The sequence below is a fragment of the Streptomyces sp. NPDC050704 genome (assembly GCF_040654355.1).
In the GTDB taxonomy this organism is placed as follows: domain Bacteria; phylum Actinomycetota; class Actinomycetes; order Streptomycetales; family Streptomycetaceae; genus Streptomyces.
This window is the reverse complement of sequence record NZ_JBFAHW010000118.1, coordinates 1-20982: the sequence shown is the minus strand read 5'-3', so window position 1 is coordinate 20982 and position 20982 is coordinate 1. Positions and strand designations below refer to the sequence as shown.

Annotated in this window: 14 protein-coding genes, 1 tRNA gene and 1 rRNA gene; 3 read left to right on the top strand and 13 right to left on the bottom strand. The window is 69.2% G+C overall.

The genetic code is table 11. The features are described from left to right. Window positions 1-2: 2 nt before the first annotated feature. Window positions 3-818, top strand: coding sequence for a DNA-formamidopyrimidine glycosylase family protein (locus AB0I18_RS42315; protein ID WP_363111091.1), 816 nt, complete (start codon window positions 3-5; stop codon window positions 816-818). 68 nt (window positions 819-886) lie between these two features. Next, window positions 887-1651, top strand: coding sequence for an SDR family NAD(P)-dependent oxidoreductase (locus tag AB0I18_RS42310; protein WP_363111090.1), 765 nt, complete (start codon window positions 887-889; stop codon window positions 1649-1651). 54 nt (window positions 1652-1705) lie between these two features. Here AB0I18_RS42310 and AB0I18_RS42305 read toward each other — a convergent pair whose 3' ends face one another. The 10 genes from AB0I18_RS42305 to AB0I18_RS42260 all read right to left on the bottom strand — a co-directional run bounded on the left by AB0I18_RS42305 (window position 1706) and on the right by AB0I18_RS42260 (window position 16813). Then, complete coding sequence (locus AB0I18_RS42305) at window positions 1706-2005, bottom strand: hypothetical protein (protein WP_363111089.1); 300 nt, start codon at window positions 2003-2005, stop codon at window positions 1706-1708. Window positions 2006-2165: 160 nt separating this feature from the next. After that, window positions 2166-2636, bottom strand: a complete 471-nt coding sequence (locus AB0I18_RS42300; RefSeq protein ID WP_363111088.1) for a DNA starvation/stationary phase protection protein — start codon at window positions 2634-2636, stop codon at window positions 2166-2168. Window positions 2637-2841: 205 nt separating this feature from the next. Further along, entirely contained in the window at window positions 2842-3216 is a 375-nt protein-coding gene (locus tag AB0I18_RS42295) for a helix-turn-helix transcriptional regulator (protein ID WP_363111087.1), read from the bottom strand. 109 nt (window positions 3217-3325) lie between these two features. After that, complete coding sequence (locus tag AB0I18_RS42290) at window positions 3326-3871, bottom strand: CinA family protein (RefSeq protein WP_363111086.1); 546 nt, start codon at window positions 3869-3871, stop codon at window positions 3326-3328. Beyond that, window positions 3868-4626 (bottom strand): CDP-diacylglycerol--glycerol-3-phosphate 3-phosphatidyltransferase, encoded by a 759-nt coding sequence (gene pgsA, locus AB0I18_RS42285; protein ID WP_363111085.1) that lies wholly within the window; start codon window positions 4624-4626, stop codon window positions 3868-3870. The genes AB0I18_RS42290 and pgsA overlap by 4 nt, the downstream gene beginning before the upstream one ends. Beyond that, complete coding sequence (rimO, locus tag AB0I18_RS42280) at window positions 4623-6113, bottom strand: 30S ribosomal protein S12 methylthiotransferase RimO (RefSeq protein ID WP_363111084.1); 1491 nt, start codon at window positions 6111-6113, stop codon at window positions 4623-4625. Before rimO ends, pgsA begins: the two co-directional genes overlap by 4 nt. 173 nt (window positions 6114-6286) lie before the next feature. Beyond that, the gene (locus AB0I18_RS42275) at window positions 6287-7132 is read right to left on the bottom strand and encodes a RodZ domain-containing protein (protein ID WP_363111083.1); all 846 of its coding nucleotides are present in this window, start codon (window positions 7130-7132) and stop codon (window positions 6287-6289) included. 266 nt (window positions 7133-7398) lie between these two features. Further along, window positions 7399-10143, bottom strand: a complete 2745-nt coding sequence (locus AB0I18_RS42270; protein ID WP_363111082.1) for a DNA translocase FtsK — start codon at window positions 10141-10143, stop codon at window positions 7399-7401. Window positions 10144-10359: 216 nt separating this feature from the next. Continuing rightward, entirely contained in the window at window positions 10360-11046 is a 687-nt protein-coding gene (locus AB0I18_RS42265) for a response regulator (protein WP_363111081.1), read from the bottom strand. A 280-nt stretch (window positions 11047-11326) separates the two neighbouring features. Continuing rightward, window positions 11327-16813, bottom strand: a complete 5487-nt coding sequence (locus AB0I18_RS42260) for a HAMP domain-containing protein (RefSeq protein WP_363111080.1) — start codon at window positions 16811-16813, stop codon at window positions 11327-11329. Window positions 16814-17134: 321 nt separating this feature from the next. Between AB0I18_RS42260 and AB0I18_RS42255 the strand changes: the two genes are divergently transcribed. Next, complete coding sequence (locus AB0I18_RS42255) at window positions 17135-19882, top strand: SpoIIE family protein phosphatase (RefSeq protein WP_363111079.1); 2748 nt, start codon at window positions 17135-17137, stop codon at window positions 19880-19882. A gap of 74 nt (window positions 19883-19956) precedes the next feature. Here the strand turns inward: AB0I18_RS42255 and AB0I18_RS42250 are convergent. The 3 genes from AB0I18_RS42250 to rrf form a co-directional block, all read right to left on the bottom strand. Then, window positions 19957-20028 (bottom strand) — tRNA-Thr (locus AB0I18_RS42250). Window positions 20029-20110: 82 nt separating this feature from the next. Beyond that, window positions 20111-20773, bottom strand: coding sequence for a DegT/DnrJ/EryC1/StrS family aminotransferase (locus tag AB0I18_RS42245; RefSeq protein ID WP_363111099.1), 663 nt, complete (start codon window positions 20771-20773; stop codon window positions 20111-20113). A 114-nt stretch (window positions 20774-20887) separates the two neighbouring features. After that, window positions 20888-20982, bottom strand: a 5S ribosomal RNA gene (rrf, locus tag AB0I18_RS42240); the annotation flags it as partial.

Below are 20982 nucleotides of genomic sequence, written 5' to 3'. Positions count from 1 at the left end.
CCATGCCCGAAGGAGACACCGTCTGGCAGACCGCCCGGCGCCTGCACACGGCCCTCGCCGGCCGCGTGCTCACCCGCTCCGACCTCCGGGTGCCCAAGTTCGCCACGGCAGACCTCACCGGACGTACGGTCCTGGACGTCACCCCGCGCGGGAAACACCTGCTCACCCGTATCGAGGGCGGTCTGACCCTGCACTCGCACCTGCGGATGGACGGTTCCTGGAAGGTGTACGCCCCGGGCGAGCGCTGGAGCGGCGGCCCCGGTCACCAAATCAGAGTCATCCTCGGCACCGCGGAACGCACAGCCGTCGGCTACCGGCTCCCCGTACTGGAACTGCTCCGCACCACCGACGAGGACCGAGCCGTCGGGCATCTCGGCCCCGACCTCCTGGGCCCCGACTGGGACCCCGGCAAGGCGCTGGCGAACCTCCTGAGCGACCCCGCCCGCCCCCTCGGCGAGGCCCTCCTCGACCAGCGCAACCTCGCCGGCATCGGCAACGTCTACAAGTGCGAGCTCTGCTTCCTCCTCCGGGCAACCCCGTGGCTCCCCATCGGCAGCCTCCCCGCCGAACACGCCGCCCGGCTGCCCGCCCTCGCCAAGAAGGTCCTCGAAGCCAACCGAGACCGCCCGGCCCGCAGCACCACGGGCCGCCGCGACCAGAACCTCTACGTGTACGGCCGCGCACCCCGCCCCTGTCTGCGCTGCCGCACCCCGATCCGCACGGCGAACCAGGGCGACGGTTCCCGCGACCGCCCCACCTACTGGTGCCCGGCCTGCCAGTCGGGCCCGGCCCCGCCACTCGGGCGGCCGGCCCCATGACCTACCACCGCACCCGCATCGCGCCCAACTAATTGACGGACCGTCAGAAACCCTCGTACCGTCCACTCATGCCCGTCACGGCGTACGACCTCACCGGACGCACCGCATTCGTCACCGGCGCCGCGAGCGGCATCGGCCGCGCCTGCGCCGTGCTGCTCGCACAGGCGGGTGCCACCGTCCACTGCGCGGACCGCGACGCGCAGGGCCTCGACGAAACGGCGGCCCTCGTCAAGGACACGGGCGGTACGGCCCGCACGCATCCTCTCGACGTCACCGACCGCGCCCAGCTCGGCGAGGCGGTCGCGGCCTGCGAACGCCTGGACGTCATGGCCGCCATCGCCGGGATCATGCACAGCAGCCCGGTCCTGGAGACCCGCGACGAGGACCTCGACCGGGTGCTCGGCGTCAACTTCAAGGGCGTGCTCTACGCCTGCCAGGAGGCGGCCCGCGCGATGATCGCGTCCGGCACGAACGGCAGCATCATCACCATGGCCTCGGGCGCCGTCGACACCGGAGGGCCGGGGCTCCTCTGCTACGGGGCGGCGAAGGCAGCCGTCGTCCAGCTGACCAAGACTTTGGCGACCGAGATGGGCCCGCACGGCATCCGTGTCAACGCGGTCGCGCCGGGCTGGATCCGTACGCCCATGACCGACCGCCACGACGACGAGGCCCAAGCACGGACCGAGGCGTTCATGGCCCGGATGTCACCCCTGGGCCGAGTCGGCGAGCCGGCGGAGATCGCACACGCGGTCCTGCACCTCGCCTCCGACGCGTCCTCGTTCACGACGGGCCAGATCCTCCGCCCGAACGGGGGCGTGGCCATGCCGTGGTAACCCCCGTTGGCAACCCCGTTCACTAAATCCCGGCGGCTCAAGGAAGACCCCGACTCAGGAAGACCCCCCACGCCCCGGAAGCGGCCCACGCCACCTCCGCCAGGTCGCCGAAGTCCGCCGCGCCCACTGATCCGCCCCGGCCGCCCCCGCGGCCCGCGCCTTCGGCACGCAGTGCACCGGAAGGAGACTCAGCCCCCATCCTCCGGCCGCGATGGCACCCTCCAGCACCCCGGCGTCCGAAGCGAACACCAGCCGTATCGCCGCCCACCACCACAACCCCCCGACCCCCAGAGCCAGCCCCCATCGCCATGTCCGCCCGGCCCGCCCCGCCCCGCCGCCTATCCGTCCCGCCATGGCACCGCCTCCAGCCCAGCCTCCGGCCCGACGCTAGATCGCCGCGCTCATCCACCGACAGGGCGCACCCACACGAAGGGGGCGCACCCAGCGCACCAACGGCTCCCACTCAACCCGCCACGCGCCACCACGCCACCCCGCGGCCAAGCCGAACCCGACGTCACCCGTTCTCCGCCTGGAACATCCAGTGATGCTTCTCTAGGTCCGCGGTGATCCCGATGAAGATGTCCTGACTCACCGGATCCGCCTCACCGGTCCCCTGGACCCGCTCCCGCATCCGCACGATCACCGCCGCAAGCGCACGCACGAGCGCCCCCACCGCGTCCGTGTCCTTCACCCACCCGTCCGGTACGGCCCCGATACCGCTGCTGCTCGCGACAGTCGCGGCACGCCCGTCCGGCGAGACGCCGAGCGTCGAGGCACGCTCCGCCACCGTGTCGGAGTGCAGCCGTGCGGTGTCGACGACCTCGTCGAGCTGGAGATGGACGGACCGGAAGCGCGGCCCGACCACGTTCCAGTGAATCTGCTTCGCCACGAGCGACAGATCCACCAGATCGACCAGCGCGCCCTGCAGCGCATCTGACACGGTCTTCAGATCGGCGTCGGACAACGAGCTCTTCACGACGTACATCGACATCCTCCGGTTCACCACGGCCCCCGGTCTTCGCCCCTGCCCCCTCAACCATGGCCGCCCCGGGCAATACCGGCAAACGGGAAGAAACCGCAACGCGAAAGCCCCGACCGCACCCCTCCAGGTCTCCCCGGAGAAGCCCCGGCCGGGGCTTTCACACAGTTCTCAGCTCAGCCCACAGGCGCGACGCAAGCCCGTGAGCGTGTCAGGCGGCGACGACGTCGACCGCCTCCGCAGGCGCCTTGATGGTCACCCGTTCCGGCGGCACACCGGTCACCGACACGGAATTGAGCCTCGGGCGTACCGGCGTGGGAACAGGCTCGGTAGCCGCTGCCGACTGGGCCAGCTCGGCGAGTGCGAGTTCGTCGCTCACTTCCCGCATGAGCTCGGACATCCGTACGTCCAGCGCGTCGCAAATCGCGGAGAGCAGTTCAGAGGAAGCCTCTTTCTGCCCCCGCTCCACCTCGGAGAGATAGCCGAGTGAGACTCGGGCGGACGAGGAGACTTCGCGCAGAGTACGGCCCTGGCGCTGGCGCTGCCGACGCAGCACGTCACCAAGCAGGCGACGGAGCAGAATCATCGGTGGCTCCCTCCTCGGTCCGCGTAGCCGCATCCTTCTCGCCCCACCGTACCGCCTCGCGCCGCGGCCGTGCGGGGAGCGATGTCGTGTTCACTCAGGGCTGCAAACATCAAAACCCCCCGTTCTGTTCCGTATCCTGTGCCCGCTGATTCCCGGTCTGTTCGCCCACAAGTTGTTCCCGAAGCAGTGTGAGCACGCTCCGTACACTCTCCTTACGGATTTCCGTCCGGGAGCCGTTCAACCGCAGTGCCGCCACTTTCCCGCCAACCGGGCTGCCGCCCGCCGCTCCGGAAGGCCCGTCCACGGCCACGAAAACGGTGCCGACCGGCTGTCCGTCCTGGGGCTCGGGACCCGCGACACCGGTCGTCGCGATCCCCCAGTCCGCGCCCAGCACCTTGCGCACGCCGGCCGCCATCTGGGCCGCGACCTGCGGATCCACCGCTCCGCGCTGATCCAGCAGAGTGGCGTCGACGCCGAGCACATCGCGCTTGAGGTCGGTGGCGTACGCGGTCACCGAGCCGCGGAAGGCCTTGGAGGCCCCCGGCACCGAAGCGATCTCCGCGGCCACCAGGCCTCCGGTCAGCGACTCGGCGACGGCGAGCGTCTCGCCCCTCACTGTGAGTAGTCGCAGCACTTCGGCAGCGCCGGAGGTCATGCTTCCGCCTCCTCGGCGGCGGCCTTCCGCTCGGCCAGACCGTGGCGCCGCAGCACAATGGCCTGTCTCACATAGTCGAGTCCGGTGACGACGGTCAGGGCGACCGCCACAGCCATCACCCAGAACCTCAGCGTCGCCAGGGGCCCCGTCAGCGCCAGAACGTACATCCCGACGGCCACGCCCTGCGTGAGCGTCTTCAGCTTGCCGCCGCGGCTGGCCGGGATCACGCCGTAGCGGATCACCACGAAGCGCAGCAGGGTGATCCCGAGCTCACGCCCGAGGATCACCCCGGTCACCCACCACGGCAGATCGCCGAGTGAGGACAGACAGATGAGCGCCGCCCCCATGATCGCCTTGTCGGCGATGGGGTCGGCGATCTTCCCGAAGTCGGTGACGAGGTCGTACGTACGGGCCAGATGCCCGTCGAAGATGTCCGTGATCATGGCGACGGCGAAGGCGGCCCAGGCCCAGGCCCGCCATACGGGGTCGTATCCACCGTCGGCCAGCATCAGCGCCACGAAGCCCGGCACGAGCACGAGCCGGAGCATGGTCAGCAGGTTGGCGACGTTCCAGAGGCTGGCCTGGTTGACGGCCGCCGCACCCAGCTTCCCGCCGCGCGCCGACTTCGACCCCGGAGAGGTCTGAGAGGCCTTGGAGCCCTGAGCACCGGAAGCAGCCGTACCGGAAGCGCCGGCAGCTCCATGCGTACCGGGCACACCGGGGCCGCCCGCCGCGGATGCCGGGACTCCGGTCATCTGGCCGCCTCCTCAGTACTCGCGAGCGAGCCAGGGAGCGGCTCGGCCACCAGGTCGACACCTTCCGTGCCGACCACCTTCGCCTCGACCATACGGCCGACGACGAGACCTTCGCCGCTCGTGAACAGCACCTGGCCGTCGGTCTCGGGCGCCTGGTGCGCGGCGCGGCCGTACGCCCCGTCCTCCTCGTCGGTGGAACCGGCGGAGCCGACGGACTCGACCAGCACCTGCAAGGTCTCCCCGACGCGCTCCTCCGCCCGCTGCGAAACCAGCTCCTCCGCGAGCCGGGACACGCGCGCGAGGCGCTCGGCGACGACGTCCTCGTCCAGCTTGTTCTCGTACGTCGCCGCCTCGGTGCCGTCCTCGTCGGAGTAACCGAAGACGCCGATCGCGTCCAGCCGCGCGCCGGTCAGGAAGCGCTCCAGCTCCGCCAGGTCCTCCGCGCTCTCGCCGGGGAAGCCCACGATGAAGTTGGACCGCACGCCGGCCTGCGGGGCCTTGGAACGGATGGTGTCGAGCAGCTGCAGGAACTGGTCGGTGCTCCCGAAGCGCCGCATCGCGCGCAGCACACCGGGGGCGGAGTGCTGGAAGGACAGGTCGAAGTAGGGCGCGACCTTCGGCGTGGAGGTCAGCACGTCGATGAGCCCGGGCCGCATCTCGGCGGGCTGCAGGTAGCTGACCCGCACGCGCTCGATCCCGTCGACGTCGGCGAGCTCGGGCAGCAGCGTCTCCAGGAGCCGGATGTCACCGAGGTCCTTGCCGTACGACGTGTTGTTCTCGGAGACCAGCATGATCTCCTTGACGCCCTGCTCGGCGAGCCAGCGCGTCTCGCCCAGTACGTCACTGGGGCGCCGCGAGATGAAGGAGCCGCGGAAGGACGGGATGGCGCAGAACGTGCACCGCCGGTCGCAGCCGGAGGCCAGCTTCACCGAGGCGACCGGTGAGCCGTCGAGCCGGCGGCGCAGGGGCGCGCGGGGACCCGAATCCGGAGCCAGTCCGTCCGGGAGATCGGCCGGGCCGTGCCCCGGAAGCGCGACCTCGGCAGCGGAATCCTGCCGCTCGGCCGGGCTGATCGGCAGCAGCTTGCGCCGGTCCCGGGGGGTGTGCGCGGCGTGGATCCCGCCGTTGAGGATCGTCTGGAGACGGTCGGAGATGTCCGCGTAGTCGTCGAACCCGAGCACGCCGTCGGCCTCGGGCAGCGCCTCGGCGAGTTCCTTGCCGTACCGCTCGGCCATGCAGCCGACGGCGACCACGGCCTGGGTTCTGCCATGCCCCTTGAGGTCGTTGGCCTCCAGGAGGGCGTCGACGGAGTCCTTCTTGGCGGCCTCGACGAAGCCACAGGTGTTGACGACCGCGACGTCCGCGTTCTCGGCGTCCTCCACGAGGTGCCAGCCGTCCGCCTCCAAGCGGCCTGCGAGCTCCTCCGAGTCCACCTCGTTACGGGCGCAGCCAAGAGTGACGAGTGCGACGGTACGGCGTTCAGGCATGGGCTCAAGACTACTTCGTCCCACTGACAGCCCACGTCGACGGGGTTGGCCGATCTTGGCCAACCCCGTGCCCGCGTGTCCCGAATAGCCGTATGAGTAGCCGTACGAGTCAGCGAATCGTGCGCATCGGCTCAGCCATGCGGCTCAGCTCGGTGCGGCCTGCGCCCCGCAACTCAGCCGACCTCGGGGTCGCCCTTCGTATACGTGAGGCGCTCGACTCCGCCCTTCTTGAAGTCGTCCTCGATCTCCTTACCGTTCACGTACAGCTGAAGCCCGCCCGCATCACCGAGGACGAGGTCGATCTGTTCCTTGTCCTGGAAGGTCTTGGAGTCACCCTGCTCCAGGAAGCCGTCGAAGAGCAGCCGGCCGTTGTGGTCCTTCGCCGAGATCCAGCTGCGTCCGTCGGGGGCGGTCACCTGGACGGTCACCTTGTCCTGCGGCGCGGCCGCGATGGCGCTGTCCGACGGGTCGGGCGCGGGGTCGGTGGGCTTGGTCGGGGTCGGCTTGGCCTTGGTGGGCTTGCTGGTGTCGGGGGTGGATCCCTCGGCGACCTGCGTCTTCGTGCCGTCCGCGTCGTCGCCGTTGACCATCGTGAACCCGACGAAGCCGATCACGGCGACGATGGCGGCGACCATGGCCGCGGTCCAGTTGGGGCCCCGGCGCTCCGGACGGATCCGCTCCGCCTCGAACATCGGTGCCGCCGGGGTGGGCGCCGGCCGCCCGCCGTGGTCGGCGTCGTACCGCGCGAGCAGCGGGGCCGGATCGAGGTTCACGGCGCGCGCCAGGGTCTTGAGGTGACCGCGCGCGTAGACGTCCCCGCCACAGGGAGCGAAGTCGTCCTGCTCGATCGCGTGCACGATGGCGATGCGTACCCGGGTGGCGTTACTGACGTCGTCGACGGTCAGCCCCGCCGCGATGCGCGCCTGCTGCAGGGCACGGCCGATCGACGGGCGATCGTCCTCTACGAAGGGACGCTCGTCCTGAGGGGAGTTGTCGTCAGGTGAGTTGCCGATGGACACGGGGGCGCCTTTCGAGGGTGTAGCCACCTGTGCTGGGGGTTCAGTCTAGGGGGGTTACAAAAGGGTGGGGCAACCGGGCGGTAGGACTTTGTACGCCATCAGAATGGCCGGACATCCTGATGGTGGGACACGTGCCTGTCCCCTCCCTCAACTTGACGTACGTCGAAGGGAAACGGTTGCTCACCGTTTCCTCACGGGTGAGTCACGTTCGAATACCCACGTGTCCTCGACCCACCCGTACGGAGGCTGCGGCCGGTTCCGTTTCCTTACGGTTGAGCCTCCCCACGGATCACCGCGAGCACTCCGTCCAGCTCATCAGCCTTCACAAGAACGTCACGCGCCTTGGAGCCTTCGCTCGGACCGACGACACCACGGGACTCCATGAGGTCCATCAGCCGACCGGCCTTGGCGAACCCGACGCGCAGCTTGCGCTGGAGCATCGAGGTGGACCCGAACTGCGTGGAGACGACGAGTTCGGCGGCCTGGCACAGCAGGTCGAGGTCGTCGCCGATGTCCTCGTCGATCTCCTTCTTCTGCTTGGTGCCCACGGTGACGTCTTCCCGGAAGACCGGCGCCATCTGGTCCTTGCAGTGCTGCACGATCACCGCGACCTCGTCCTCGGTCACGAAGGCGCCCTGCATACGGGTCGGCTTGTTCGCCCCCATCGGCAGGAAGAGCCCGTCGCCCTTGCCGATCAGCTTCTCGGCGCCGGGCTGGTCCAGGATGACGCGGCTGTCCGCGAGCGAGGACGTGGCGAAGGCGAGCCGGGACGGCACGTTCGCCTTGATCAGACCGGTGACGACGTCGACGGACGGCCGCTGTGTGGCGAGCACCAGGTGAATGCCGGCCGCGCGCGCGAGCTGCGTGATGCGCACGATCGAGTCCTCGACGTCGCGCGGCGCGACCATCATCAGGTCCGCTAGCTCGTCGACGATCACCAGCAGGTACGGGTACGGGCTGAGCACGCGCTCGCTGCCCTCCGGCAGCTTGACCTTGCCGTTCCTGATGGCCTCGTTGAAGTCGTCGATGTGCCGGTACCCGAACGCCGCCAGGTCGTCGTACCGCAGATCCATCTCCCGTACGACCCACTGGAGCGCCTCGGCGGCCCGCTTCGGGTTGGTGATGATCGGCGTGATCAGGTGCGGGATGCCCTCGTACGCGGTCAGCTCGACGCGCTTGGGGTCCACGAGGACCATGCGCACGTCCTCCGGGGTCGCGCGGACCATGACGGACGTGATCAGGCAGTTGATGCACGACGATTTACCGGAACCGGTCGCTCCTGCCACCAGTACGTGCGGCATCTTGGCCAGGTTGGCCATCACATAGCCGCCCTCGACGTCCTTGCCGAGCGCGACCAGCATCGGGTGGTCGTCCTCGGCGGCGTCCGCCAGCCGCAGTACGTCACCCAGGTTGACCATCTCGCGGTCGGTGTTCGGGATCTCGATACCGACCGCCGACTTGCCGGGGATCGGGCTGATGATCCGCACGTCCGGGCTGGCGACGGCGTACGCGATGTTCTTGGCGAGGGCCGTGATCCGCTCGACCTTCACGGCGGGGCCGAGCTCGACCTCGTACCGCGTGACGGTCGGGCCGCGGGTGAAGCCGGTGACGGCGGCGTCGACCTTGAACTCCATGAAGACGTTCGAGAGCGAGGCGACCACCGCGTCGTTGGCGGCGCTGCGCGTCTTGCCGGGGCCGCCGCGCTCCAGGAGGTCGAGCGACGGCAGGGAGTAGGTGATGTCGCCGGAGAGCTGAAGCTGTTCGGCCCTCGGCGGCAGCTCCCGGGGCGTCTCGGGGGCGGGTTTTGTCAGGTCGGCGACTTCGGCCTTCAGCATCTCCTGCTTGGGCTTGGCACCCTTGGCGCGCGCGGCGGGCACCGGTGTGGTCTCCGCACGCGCGCCCGTGTCCTGCCGTTCGCCGCGGTCCGCGCCGACGCCCTGCGTCAGATCGGCCACCAGCGCCGAGGGCGGCATCCCGTGCATCACGGCACCGTCGAGGGCTGCCGCGGCGGCCGCGGCCACGTCGACCGCGTCCATGGGCCGGTCCAGGGCGGGCTGCTGGACAGCGGGGCGCCTGGGGCGGCTCCGGCGCCTGGAGAGCGCCTCGTGCTCGGCACTGTCCGGGTCGTACGCCTCGGGCTCCGCCCGGCGCCGCCGGGAGCGCGCGGGCAGCGCCTCACGCCACTGCTCGTCGTACCGCTCGTCGTCCTCGCCGGCGAAGTCGTCGTCCGTCGCCAGGGGCTGCACGACGCCGAGCCGGACACCCAGCAGCCGCAGCCGCTGCGGAATGGCGTTGACCGGGGTCGCGGTGACCACCAGGATCCCGAAGACCGTGAGCAGCACGAGAAGCGGTACGGCGAGGACCTCGCCCATCGTGTACGTCAGCGGGGTCGACGCACCCCAGCCGATGAGCCCGCCGGCGTCCCTTATCGCCTGCATGCCGTCGCTGCGCGCGGGCGCCCCGCAGGCGATGTGGACCTGGCCGAGCACGCCGATGACGAGCGCGGACAGGCCGATGACGATGCGTCCGTTGGCGTCGGGCTTCTCGGGGTGCCGGATGAGCCGGACCGCGACGACCGCCAGCAGTATCGGCACCAGCAGGTCGAGGCGGCCGAAGGCGCCGGTCACCAGCATTTCGACGAGGTCGCCCACCGGGCCGCGGAGGTTGGACCAGGTCCCGGCGGCGACGATCAGTCCCAGGCCGAGCAGCAGCAGTGCGAGACCGTCCTTGCGGTGCGCCGGGTCGAGTCCCTTCGCGCCCCGCCCTATGCCGCGGAACACGGCACCGACGGCGTGCGCGACACCGAGCCAGAGGGCGCGCACCAGCTTGTACACGCCCCCGGTCGGATTGGGCGCCGGCTTCGGAGGCGCGGCTTTCTTGGCCGCGGCCTTCTTCGCAGGCGCCTTTTTCGCGGGCGTTTTCTTCGGGGGGGCCTTCTTCGCCGCAGCCTTCGTCGGAGCGGCCGCCTTCTTCGCGGGCGACTTCTTGGCTGCGGACTGACGTGAGGCCATGAGTGTGAGGTTACCGGTGGAGACCTCTGCGGACACGTGTGCCTACTGCTTCACCCGTTCGTGTCGCCTGTACCGGGACAGTGAACTGACGCGGCTTCATCGGCATACGGGACCCGGCACAGCCGCCCGGGATCAGGTTCGGCCGAGCCGGCCCTCACCGGCACCGGCCCAGCCCGCACAGCGAACCCTCAGTGCAGAACCTCGGGTGGAAAACCCTCAGTTCTGCGAAGGCAGCGAAGCCGCCCCGCTCCCGGTCCCCGGTTCCAACGCGTCCAACGCCCTGCGCAGTCCCGTGAGTTTGCGTTCGAGATGAGCCGCCGTCGCCACCGCCGCCGCGTCCGCCGAGTCGTCGTCCAGCTGCTTGGAGAGCGCCTCGGCCTGCTCCTCCACGGCCGCGAGCCGCGCGGAGAGTTCGGCGAGCAGCCCCGCCGGCTCCTTGGCCCCGCCGACCACCGACTTGCCGCCACCGCCCTCGAGCTGGAGCCGCAACAGGGCCGCCTGCTCGCGGAGTTGGCAGTTCTTCATGTAGAGCTCGACGAACACCGAGACCTTCGCGCGCAGCACCCACGGATCGAACGGCTTGGAGATGTAGTCCACCGCACCCGCCGCGTACCCCCGGAAGGTGTGGTGCGGGCCGTGATTGATCGCGGTGAGGAAGATGATCGGGATGTCCCGAGTCCGTTCTCGCCTCTTGATGTGCGCGGCGGTTTCGAAACCGTCCATGCCCGGCATCTGGACATCCAGCAGAATGACCGCGAAGTCGTCCGTGAGTAGTGCTTTGAGCGCTTCCTCCCCGGACGATGCCCGCACCAGTGTCTGATCGAGCGCGGAGAGGATCGCCTCCAGCGCCAGCAGATTCTCCGGCCGGTCATCGACCAGGAGGATCTTGGCCTTCTGCACCATGGCCCGCCCTCCTCGCCCCGGCAGTGCACCGGGCGCCGCCCCAGGGGACGACTCCCTTGCGCCGCCCGTCCTTGTGCCGGTCATGGTAGCCGCACCCCGCCTGTCGCCACACCCTGTCACCGCGATGTCACTGTGCACGTAGCAGAAACGCGGTGGGAGACCAGAAGGTTCCCCGAATCCCGGGTTTCTACACGGCCCCGGGCACACTCAGTCAACAACTCGGCGCGTCCTGCCCGCCACTCGATCACTCCTCGCTGTCCGGTCACTGCTCACCGTCCGATCACTCCTCGCGCATCCACTGCTCCATCACCGCGAGCAGGTGATCGGGATCGACGGGCTTCGTCACATAGTCGGAGGCGCCCGACTCGATGGCCTTCTCGCGGTCGCCCTTCATCGCCTTCGCGGTGAGCGCGATGATCGGCAGGCCGGCGAACTGGGGCATCCGACGGATCGCCGTCGTGGTCGCGTAACCATCCATCTCGGGCATCATGATGTCCATCAGGACGACCGTCACATCATCGTGCTGCTCCAGCACTTCGATGCCCTCGCGACCGTTCTCGGCGTACAGCACCGAGAGTCCGTGCTGCTCCAGAACGCTGGTGAGCGCGAACACGTTGCGGATGTCGTCGTCGACGATCAGGACCTTCTCGCCCTCGAAGTGGAACACCGCGCGCGGCTGCCCTGCAACCTCCTCGCCACCGGTGGCCCAGCTCTCCTCGGACTGCGCCGGCCGCCCCGACAGGGCCGGCCGGCGTTCGGCCGCGGGGATCACCCTGCGGCGCCGCCTGAAGAGCGCGGCGGCCCCGTTCTGGGTCTCCTGGTACGACCTCACCTCGGCCGGCGTTTCCACATGGGTCCCGACACCGTCCTCCGGGGGCGCCAGGAACTCCCCGTTGTCCATCGACGGGGCGAGCTGCGGATAGCCCTGCGGGGGCAGTTCGCTCGGGTGCAGCGGCAAATACAGCGTGAACGTGGAGCCGCGTCCCGGCTCGCTCTGCGCGTGGATCTCGCCGCCCAGCAGCCGCGCGATCTCCCGCGAGATGGACAGCCCCAGGCCCGTACCGCCGTACTTGCGGCTCGTCGTACCGTCCGCCTGTTTGAACGCCTCGAAGATCACCCGCATCTTGCTGGCCGCGATACCGATGCCGGTGTCGGTCACGGAGAACGCGATCAGGTCGGCGTCCGCGTCCCGCAGTGAACCCGCCTCCAGGAGCTGCTCCCGGATCGCGACCGGCACCTCCGCACCCGCGGGCCGGATGACCAGCTCGACGGCTCCGGAGTCGGTGAACTTCACCGCGTTGGAGAGCAGGTTGCGCAGCACCTGAAGGAGCCGCTGCTCGTCCGTGTGCAGCGTGGCCGGCAGCTCCGGCGACACCCGTACGGAGAAGTCGAGGCCCTTCTCCGCCGTCAGCGGACGGAAAGTGGCCTCTACGTAGTCGACGAGTTGAACCAGCGCGATACGGGTCGGCGACACGTCCATCTTGCCCGCCTCGACCTTCGACAGGTCGAGGATGTCGTTGATCAGCTGGAGCAGGTCGGAGCCCGCACCATGGATCGTCTCGGCGAACTCGACCTGCTTCGGGGTGAGGTTGCTGTCCGCGTTGTCGGCGAGCAGCTTGGCCAGGATCAGCAGCGAGTTGAGCGGCGTACGCAGTTCGTGCGACATGTTGGCGAGGAACTCGCTCTTGTAGCGCATGGAGACCGCGAGTTGCTCGGCGCGCTCCTCCAGGACCTGCCGCGCCTCCTCGATCTCGGTGTTCTTGACCTCGATGTCGCGGTTCTGCTGGGCCAGCAGCTCGGCCTTCTCCTCCAGTTCGGCGTTGGACGCCTGGAGGGCCTTCTGCCGGTTCTCCAACTCGGCCGACCGCTCCCGGAGCTGCTCGGTCAGCTCCTGCGACTGCCTGAGCAGCACCTCGGTCTTCGTGTTGACCGCGATCGTGTTGACGCTCGTCGCGATCATCTCGGCGATCTGGTTGAGGAAGTCCTTCTGGATGTGCGTGAACGAGTGGAACGACGCCAGCTCGATCACGCCCAGAACGGTGCCTTCGAAGAGCACCGGCAACACGATGACGTGCGCCGGGGGCGCCTCCCCGAGCCCGGAGGCGATCTTCAGATACCCGGGCGGCACGTTCTCCACGAGAATCGTGCGCCTCTCCTTGGCAGCCGTCCCGATCAGCGTCTCACCGGGCCGGAACGACGTCGGCATGGACCCCATCGAGTACCCGTAGGACCCCAGCATGCGCAGTTCGTACGAGTCGTCCTGCGCGGCGCCCACGTCCTTGCCGTCGTCCAGCGGCATCGCAAGGAAGAACGCCCCGTGCTGCGCCGAGACCACCGGTGTCAGCTCGCTCATGATGAGCGAGGCCACGTCGGCGAGGTCGCGGCGGCCCTGCATCAGGCCGGAGATCCGGGCGAGGTTGCCCTTCAGCCAGTCCTGCTCCTTGTTGGCGATCGTGGTGTCGCGCAGGTTGGCGATCATCTTGTTGATGTAGTCCTGAAGTTCCTGGATCTCCCCGGAGGCGTCCACGTCGATCTTCAGGTTGAGGTCGCCGCGGGTCACCGCGGTCGCCACGCGCGCGATGGCGCGCACCTGCCGGGTCAGGTTCCCGGCCATCTCGTTCACCGACTCGGTGAGGTCGCGCCAGGTGCCGTCGACGTCACGTACGCGTGCCTGGCCGCCCAGGGCTCCCTCGGTGCCCACCTCTCGGGCCACCCGGGTGACCTCCTCGGCGAACGACGACAGCTGGTCGACCATCGTGTTGATGGTGGTCTTGAGCTCAAGGATCTCGCCGCGCGCGTCGATGTCGATCTTCTTGGTCAGGTCGCCCTTGGCGATGGCCGTGGTGACCATCGCGATGTTGCGCACCTGGCCGGTCAGGTTGGACGCCATGCCGTTCACGGACTCGGTGAGGTCCTTCCACGTACCGGACACGCCCGGTACGCGCGCCTGGCCGCCGAGGATGCCGTCCGTACCCACCTCGCGGGCCACCTTGGTGACCTGCTCGGCGAACGAACTCAGCGTCTTCACCATCGTGTTGACGGTGTCCGCGAGCTGGGCGATCTCGCCGCTCGCCTCGACCGTGACCTTCTTGGTGAGGTCGCCGTTGGCCACCGCCGTCGCGACCTGGGAGATGTTGCGCACCTGGCCGGTCAGGTTGTTGGCCATCACGTTGACGTTGTCGCTCAGGTCCTTCCAGATGCCCGTCACACCGGGCACCCGCGCCTGACCGCCGAGGTTGCCGTCGGTGCCCACCTCCCGGGCCACCCGGGTCACCTGCTCGGCGAAGTTCGACAGCTGGTCGACCATCGTGTTGACGGTGGTGACCAGTTCGAGGATCTCGCCCTTCGCGTCGACGGTGATCTTCTTGGACAGGTCGCCCATGGCGACCGCCGTGGTGACCTCGGCGATCTGCCGCACCTGGATGGTGAGGTTGTTCGCCATGAAGTTCACGGACTGCGTGAGGTCCTTCCAGGTGCCGGAGACACCCTGCACCTCGGCCTGGCCACCGAGAATGCCCTCCGTACCCACCTCACGGGCCACCCGCGTGACCTGCTCGGCGAAGTTCGACAGCTGGTCCACCATCGTGTTGAGGGTGTTCTTCAGCTCCAGGATCTCGCCGCGCGCGTCCACGTCGATCTTCTGCGACAGGTCGCCCCGGGCCACCGCGGTCGCGACCTGCGCGATGTTGCGCACCTGGGAGGTGAGGTTGCCCGCCATGCCGTTCACGGAGTCGGTCAGGTCGCGCCACACACCGGCGACACCGGGCACCTGCGCCTGACCGCCCAGCCGACCGTCCGTACCCACCTCACGGGCCACCCGGGTCACCTGCTCGGCGAAGGCGCTGAGCTGGTCGACCATCGTGTTGATGGTGTTCTTCAGCTCCAGGATCTCGCCGCGCGCGTCGACCTCGATCTTCTGCGACAGGTCGCCCCGGGCCACCGCCGTCGTCACCTGCGCGATCTGCCGCACCTGGGACGTCAGGTTGCCCGCCATGAAGTTGACGGAGTCGGTGAGGTCCTTCCAGGTGCCGCTGACGCCGTCCACACGCGCCTGACCGCCGAGCCGGCCCTCCGTACCCACGTCGCGCGCCATGCGCGTCACCTGGTCGGCGAAGGTCGACAGCTGGTCCACCATCGTGTTGACGGTGTTCTTCAGTTCGAGCATCTCGCCGGAGACGTCCACGGTGACCTTCTGCGACAGATCGCCGTTGGCCACCGCCGTCGTCACCTGCGCGATGTTCCTCACCTGTCCGGTGAGGTTTCGGAACGCCGTGTTGACGGAGTCCGTCAGGTCCTTCCACGTGCCGGCCGCACCCGGCACGGCCGCCTGGCCGCCCAGCTCGCCCTCGACACCGATCTCCCGCGCCACCCGCGTGACTTCGTCACCGAAGGACGACAGCTGATCCACCATCGTGTTGACGGTGTTCTTCATCTCCAGCATCTCGCCGGCCACATCGACGGTGACCTTCTGCGAGAGGTCACCGCTGGCCACCGCCGTCGTCACCGAGGCGATGTCCCGCACCTGGGTGGTGATGTTCCGGAAGACCGTGTTCACCGAATCGGTGAGGTCCTTCCACGTTCCCGCCGCACCCGGCACGTTCGCCTGACCGCCGAGCCGCCCTTCACCGCCGACCTCGTTGGCGACCCGGGTCACCTCGTCCGCGAACGTCCGCAGCGTCTCGGTCATCTGGTTGATCGTCTCGGCGAGCTGCGCCATCTCGCCGCGCGCCGAAACAGTCACCTTCTGCGACAGATCGCCATTGGCGACCGCCGTCGTCACCTGGGCGATCCCACGCACCTGGGCCGTCAGATTGCCGGCCATAAGATTCACCGAATCGGTGAGGTCCTTCCACACACCGGCCACACCGGGCACCTGCGCCTGACCGCCGAGCTCACCCTCGGTACCCACCTCACGGGCGACTCGCGTCACCTCGGAGGAGAACGAGGAGAGCTGATCCACCATCGTGTTGACGGTGTTCTTCAGCTCCAGCATCTCGCCGGCCACATGAACGGTGACCTTCCGGGACAAGTCGCCCTTCGCGACCGCGGTCGTCACCAGCGCGATGTCCCGCACCTGCGCGGTCAGCCGGTACGCCATGGTGTTGACCGAGTCCGTGAGGTCCTTCCACGAACCCGACATCCCGCGCACCCGCGCCTGCCCGCCCAGCTTGCCCTCGGTGCCCACCTCGCTGGCCACCCGCGTGACCTCGTCGGTGAACGTGGACAGCTGGTCGACCAGGTTGTTGACCGTCCGCCCGACCTTCAGGAACTCGCCGCGCAGCGGATGACCGCTGCCGTCCGGCGCCTGCGCCCGCAGCTCCATACGCGGCGACAGATCACCTTCGGCCACCGCCGACAGCACCCGTCCGACCTCGGAAACAGGCCGTACGAGGTCATCGACGAGCGCGTTGGAGTTGTCGACCGCCGAGGCCCAGGAGCCCTCACAGGCGCCCGTCTCCAGCCGCTCCGTGAGCTTGCCCTCACGTCCGACCATGCGCCGTACGCGCGACAACTCGCCCGTCAGATGCAGATTCCGGTCGGCAACTTCGTTGAAAACCGCCGCAATCTCGGACATCACGCCGTCGCCGGAGACCGTGAGCCGCTTACGGAAGTTGCCGTCCCGCATCGACACCAGGGCCGCCAGCAGCTTGTTCAGAGCCGCTGTGTCCACCGCCGTGGTCCCATTGCGAGATTTGCGTTGGTTACTAGGGGACTGTCCGCCTTTTGCGCGCGCTTTAGTGCCCCGCGTCGCTGCGCCAGACTCCACTGTGTCCCTCCCGCAAGGGTCGACCATTACTGCTCGGCGTACTCGGGTACTTCTGCTCGGCATACTGGAAGGCACTCAGTCTGCCCGGACCTTCTCCTGGAGCTTGCCCAGTGTTTCACCATGGCTGAACCAGGCCATAACAGTTCGGCAGCTTCGCACATCGTCCGCACACACCCGCCGGGCGGAAACAGAGTGGCGACCGGCATCCGCATGGACCGCGAAGGTAAGTAACCTTGCACACGGCTGTCCAGCCACACCGGTCCGTCCGGCCTGGGCGGTGGCACGAGCACGAGCGGGCAGGCATCGGAGGGGCACCGCATCATGACCACCGGACTGCATCCTGGGGGACCACCCCAGGATCCCCGGCCGACGGGGAACCACCTCCTGCCCCGGCAGGAGCGGGTCGGCCACGGAGCCCTGCACGCCGACAACCGGACGAGGAGTTCTGTGATCACCGCGCGCGCGGCCGCCAGCTTCGACCCGGTCGGGCGGTCCGTCGCGACCGCTCGCTCCTTCGTCCGTGACACCCTCCAGGGCTGGGGCTTCGCCGACATCGTCGACGACGCCGTGGTCCTCACCAGTGAACTGGTCACCAACGCGGTCGTGCACGCCGGCACCTCCGCGGACGTCCTGTGCCTGCGCAGCGACGACGGCGTACGGATCGAGGTGGCGGACCGCTACCCAGAACGCGAGATCCCACTCCAGGCGGCGGCCGTCAACATGGGCAGCCCCGACCGCGAGGGCGGCCGCGGCCTCCAGCTCTGCGCGGCCCTGGCCGGCCGCTGGGGCGTCGAGTACACGCCCACCCAGAAGCAGGTCTGGTTCCAGCTGGAGCTGCCGCACCGCTCGGTGGGCACGCGCACGGCCGGTCCCGTCCTCCCCGCCGACCTGCTCCCCCTCGCCGACGGCCGCGTTCGTGTCGCGGTCATCCAGATCGACCGCGTCGGCGCCATCAGCTCCTGGAACGAGGACGCGGAAGAGCTCTTCGGTTACGCGGCCGAGCAGGTCATCGGCAAGCCCCTGACCGACCTGGCGGCCTGGCCGCACACCCCCGGCACCAGCACCGGCATCGCCGACGCCCTCCTGCTCTCGCGCTGGGAGGGCAGTTACGGCCTACGCGGCGCCAACGGCCGGGTGACGCCCGTCTACGCCTCACACCTGCGCGTACGGGACACGGGCGGCGAGCCCTCGACGGTCTGCCTGCTCGTACGCGACCACGAACGCGCCGTCCTCCAGACCCCGTTGCGCGTGTCGGCCTCCGACACGACCACCAGCTCCGAGGGCCAGGCCTCGGACCCCTTCGAGGTCTTCATCGGCTCACCGGCCCCCGACGACCTCGACGGCCTCCTCCAGCGCACGGTGGAGCGCGCCCGCGACATGCTCGACGGCGACTCCGCCTTCCTGCTCCTGGCCACCGACGACGAGACGGAGTTGGAGGTACGCGCCTCCACGGGCCTGCCCTCCGCCCGCCAGCGCTTCGCCCGCGTCCCCGTCGAGGCGGGCCCCGGCCGCTACGGCTCGGCCCGCATGCCCGCCGTACACGAGGACCTGACGGTCGTACCCGGCGCCGTACCGCTGCTCAGCGGCACCGGCATGCGCTCGGTCGTCACGGTCCCGCTCAAGGTCGAGGGCCGACTCACCGGTTCACTCGGCGTCGCGGCCGAGGCCCAGGGCCGCTACTCGAACGAGGAGGCCCTGCGCCTCCAGTTCGCCGCCGACCGCATCGCGCTCGCCGTCGAATCGGCCCGCCTGGGCGAACTCGAGCGCCTGCGCCGCGGCTCCCTGTCCTTCCTCGTAGAGGCTTCGGACCTCCTCGCGGGCACGCTGGACCGCGATCAGACACTGGCTCTGATGGCCCAGATGACGGTCCCGACCCTGGCCACCTGGTGTGCTGTCTACACGATCGCCGACCAGGCCTCGGACCCGTATCTCTCGTACGTCCTCCACGAGGACGAGGAGCGCATCGACGGCCTGAAGGCCCTGCTCTCGAAGATCGCCCCTCCGGACCCGGTCCCGACCCCGGGCGCCCGCGTCTGGTCGGCCCCCGCCGAAGCGGCCCACCAGGCGGCCCTGCGCACCTCCATGCGCAGCCTCGGCCTGGGCGAGCCCGCGACGGTGAGCTCCGGCATCGGTACGACGCTGGCGACGGCCGCCGCGGTCGGCGGCGAGACGGTCGTACTCCCCCTGGTGGCCCGCAACCGGGTCATCGGCATGCTCACCCTGGGCAAGCCGACGGACGAGCACTTCCGCCAGGAAATCCTGGAACTCGCCGAGGACTTGAGCCGCAGGGCCGCCCTGGCCCTGGACAACTCCCGCCTGTACTCGGAGCGCATGGCCATCAGCCAGTCCCTCCAGCGCAGCCTCCTGCCCCCCGAACTCCCGCACATCGAGGGCGTGGAGGTCGAGGTCATCTACCGCGCGGCGGGCGAGGGCAACGAGGTCGGCGGCGACTTCTACGACCTCTTCCCGATCCGCGACGGCGCGTACGGCTTCGCCATCGGCGACGTCTGCGGTACGGGCCCGGAGGCGGCCGCGGTCACCGGCCTCGCCCGGCACGCGCTGCGCCTGCTGGCCCGCGAGGGCTTCGGTGGCCCGGCGGTCCTGGAGCGGCTGAACTCCGCGATCCTCGACGAGGGGGCCCGCAGCCGCTTCCTGACGCTTCTGTACGGCGAGCTGTGGCCCCAGGAGGACGGCTCGGCCGTCCTGAAGGTGGTCTGCGCAGGCCACCCGCTCCCCCTGCGCCTCCGCCCGGACGGCACGGTCGAACCGGCTGCCGAACCGCAGCCGCTCCTCGGCGTGATGGAAGACCTGGAGCTGTACGAGCAGACGGTGACCCTGGAGCCGGGCGACGTCCTGCTGTGCGTGACGGACGGGGTCACCGAACGCCGCGAGGGCACCCGCATGCTGGGGGACGACGGCCTCACGGACGTCCTCACCAACTGCACGGGCCTGACGGCCGGCGCGGTCGCCGCCCGCATCATGCGCGCGGTCGAACGCTTCGCGTCCGATGCCCCGTCCGACGACATGGCCATCCTGGCGATGCGAGTTCCGGGTCTCCAGAAGGACTGAGCCCGGGACACCCCGTCCGGTCCGGAACATGAAAAAAGGCCCCCGCCCTATTGGGCGGAGGCCTTTTCTTTCAGGGCCCCCAAACGGAATTGAACCGTTGACCTTCTCCTTACCAAGGAGACGCTCTGCCCCTGAGCTATGGGGGCCTGCTGCTCCCGAGGTCTCCCCCGCGACAACGGAATAGATCATACCCCGGACGGCGGCGTACTCCCAACCACGCTCGAACGACTAGAAAGCAGGCTGCAGCAGCCCACCGAGCGCATTGCACGCGGACACGATCCGCTGCATCTGGCGCTTCGTCAATGACGCGTCGACAGGCAGCGACAGGGTTTCGTCAGCCGCGCGCTCCGTCTCCGGAAGGCAAACATCCCGCCTGAATACGGGCATCCGGTGCACGGGCGTCTTCACCGGCACCCGGCACTCGATTCCCTTGGCCCGTACGGCCCGTGCGAAGGCGTCCCGGTCCGGCCGCCCGTTACCCGGCACCCGCACGACGTACTGCTGGTAGGTGTGCCCGATACCGCGCTCCGGCGTCCGCACGCCCCTCAACCGCCCATCGAGAAGCGCGGCATGAGCCCTGCGCTCCTCGATCTCGTCGTACGGCGCCTCGGACTCACCCTGCTCAAGCACCAGGAGCCCATGCCGCTGACCGACGTCCCACAACCGCGCCATGTCGGCCGGCCGGCCGAAGCGGTGTACGGCGGCGACGGCGACCGTCCGCGGGCCGACGACCGCGTTCACCTCGACGGCGTCGAGGCAGTACGTCACCGGATCGATGTCGGCGAACACCGGCGTCGCGCCGGCCAGGATCACGGCCTCGGTGACCTCGACGTTGCCGAACGCCGGCACGATGACCTCGTCACCGGCACCGACGCCCGCGGCCCTGAGCATTCCTACAGTCCCCATGCTGCGCATGTTGGTCGCGCAACGTGAACTCCAAGTGACGCACAACAAAAAAGAGCTGGTCCCTGAACCGAAGTTCAGGGACCAGCTCTTTCAAGAATAGTTCGGCGGCGTCCTACTCTCCCACAGGGTCCCCCCTGCAGTACCATCGGCGCTGTAAGGCTTAGCTTCCGGGTTCGGAATGTTACCGGGCGTTT

What these genes read in the sequence shown, in the direction of transcription:
- pgsA (WP_363111085.1), bottom strand. Translation starts at nt 4,626, where the DNA reads ATGACCGGAGTCCCGGCATCCGCGGCGGGCGGCCCCGGTGTGCCCGGT.
- rimO (WP_363111084.1), bottom strand. Translation starts at nt 6,113, where the DNA reads ATGCCTGAACGCCGTACCGTCGCACTCGTCACTCTTGGCTGCGCCCGT.
- AB0I18_RS42290 (WP_363111086.1), bottom strand. Translation starts at nt 3,871, where the DNA reads ATGACCTCCGGCGCTGCCGAAGTGCTGCGACTACTCACAGTGAGGGGC.
- AB0I18_RS42265 (WP_363111081.1), bottom strand. Translation starts at nt 11,046, where the DNA reads ATGGTGCAGAAGGCCAAGATCCTCCTGGTCGATGACCGGCCGGAGAAT.
- AB0I18_RS42255 (WP_363111079.1), top strand. Translation starts at nt 17,135, where the DNA reads ATGACCACCGGACTGCATCCTGGGGGACCACCCCAGGATCCCCGGCCG.
- AB0I18_RS42295 (WP_363111087.1), bottom strand. Translation starts at nt 3,216, where the DNA reads ATGATTCTGCTCCGTCGCCTGCTTGGTGACGTGCTGCGTCGGCAGCGC.
- AB0I18_RS42245 (WP_363111099.1), bottom strand. Translation starts at nt 20,773, where the DNA reads ATGCTCAGGGCCGCGGGCGTCGGTGCCGGTGACGAGGTCATCGTGCCG.
- AB0I18_RS42300 (WP_363111088.1), bottom strand. Translation starts at nt 2,636, where the DNA reads ATGTACGTCGTGAAGAGCTCGTTGTCCGACGCCGATCTGAAGACCGTG.
- AB0I18_RS42315 (WP_363111091.1), top strand. Translation starts at nt 3, where the DNA reads ATGCCCGAAGGAGACACCGTCTGGCAGACCGCCCGGCGCCTGCACACG.
- AB0I18_RS42270 (WP_363111082.1), bottom strand. Translation starts at nt 10,143, where the DNA reads ATGGCCTCACGTCAGTCCGCAGCCAAGAAGTCGCCCGCGAAGAAGGCG.
- AB0I18_RS42310 (WP_363111090.1), top strand. Translation starts at nt 887, where the DNA reads ATGCCCGTCACGGCGTACGACCTCACCGGACGCACCGCATTCGTCACC.
- AB0I18_RS42305 (WP_363111089.1), bottom strand. Translation starts at nt 2,005, where the DNA reads ATGGCGGGACGGATAGGCGGCGGGGCGGGGCGGGCCGGGCGGACATGG.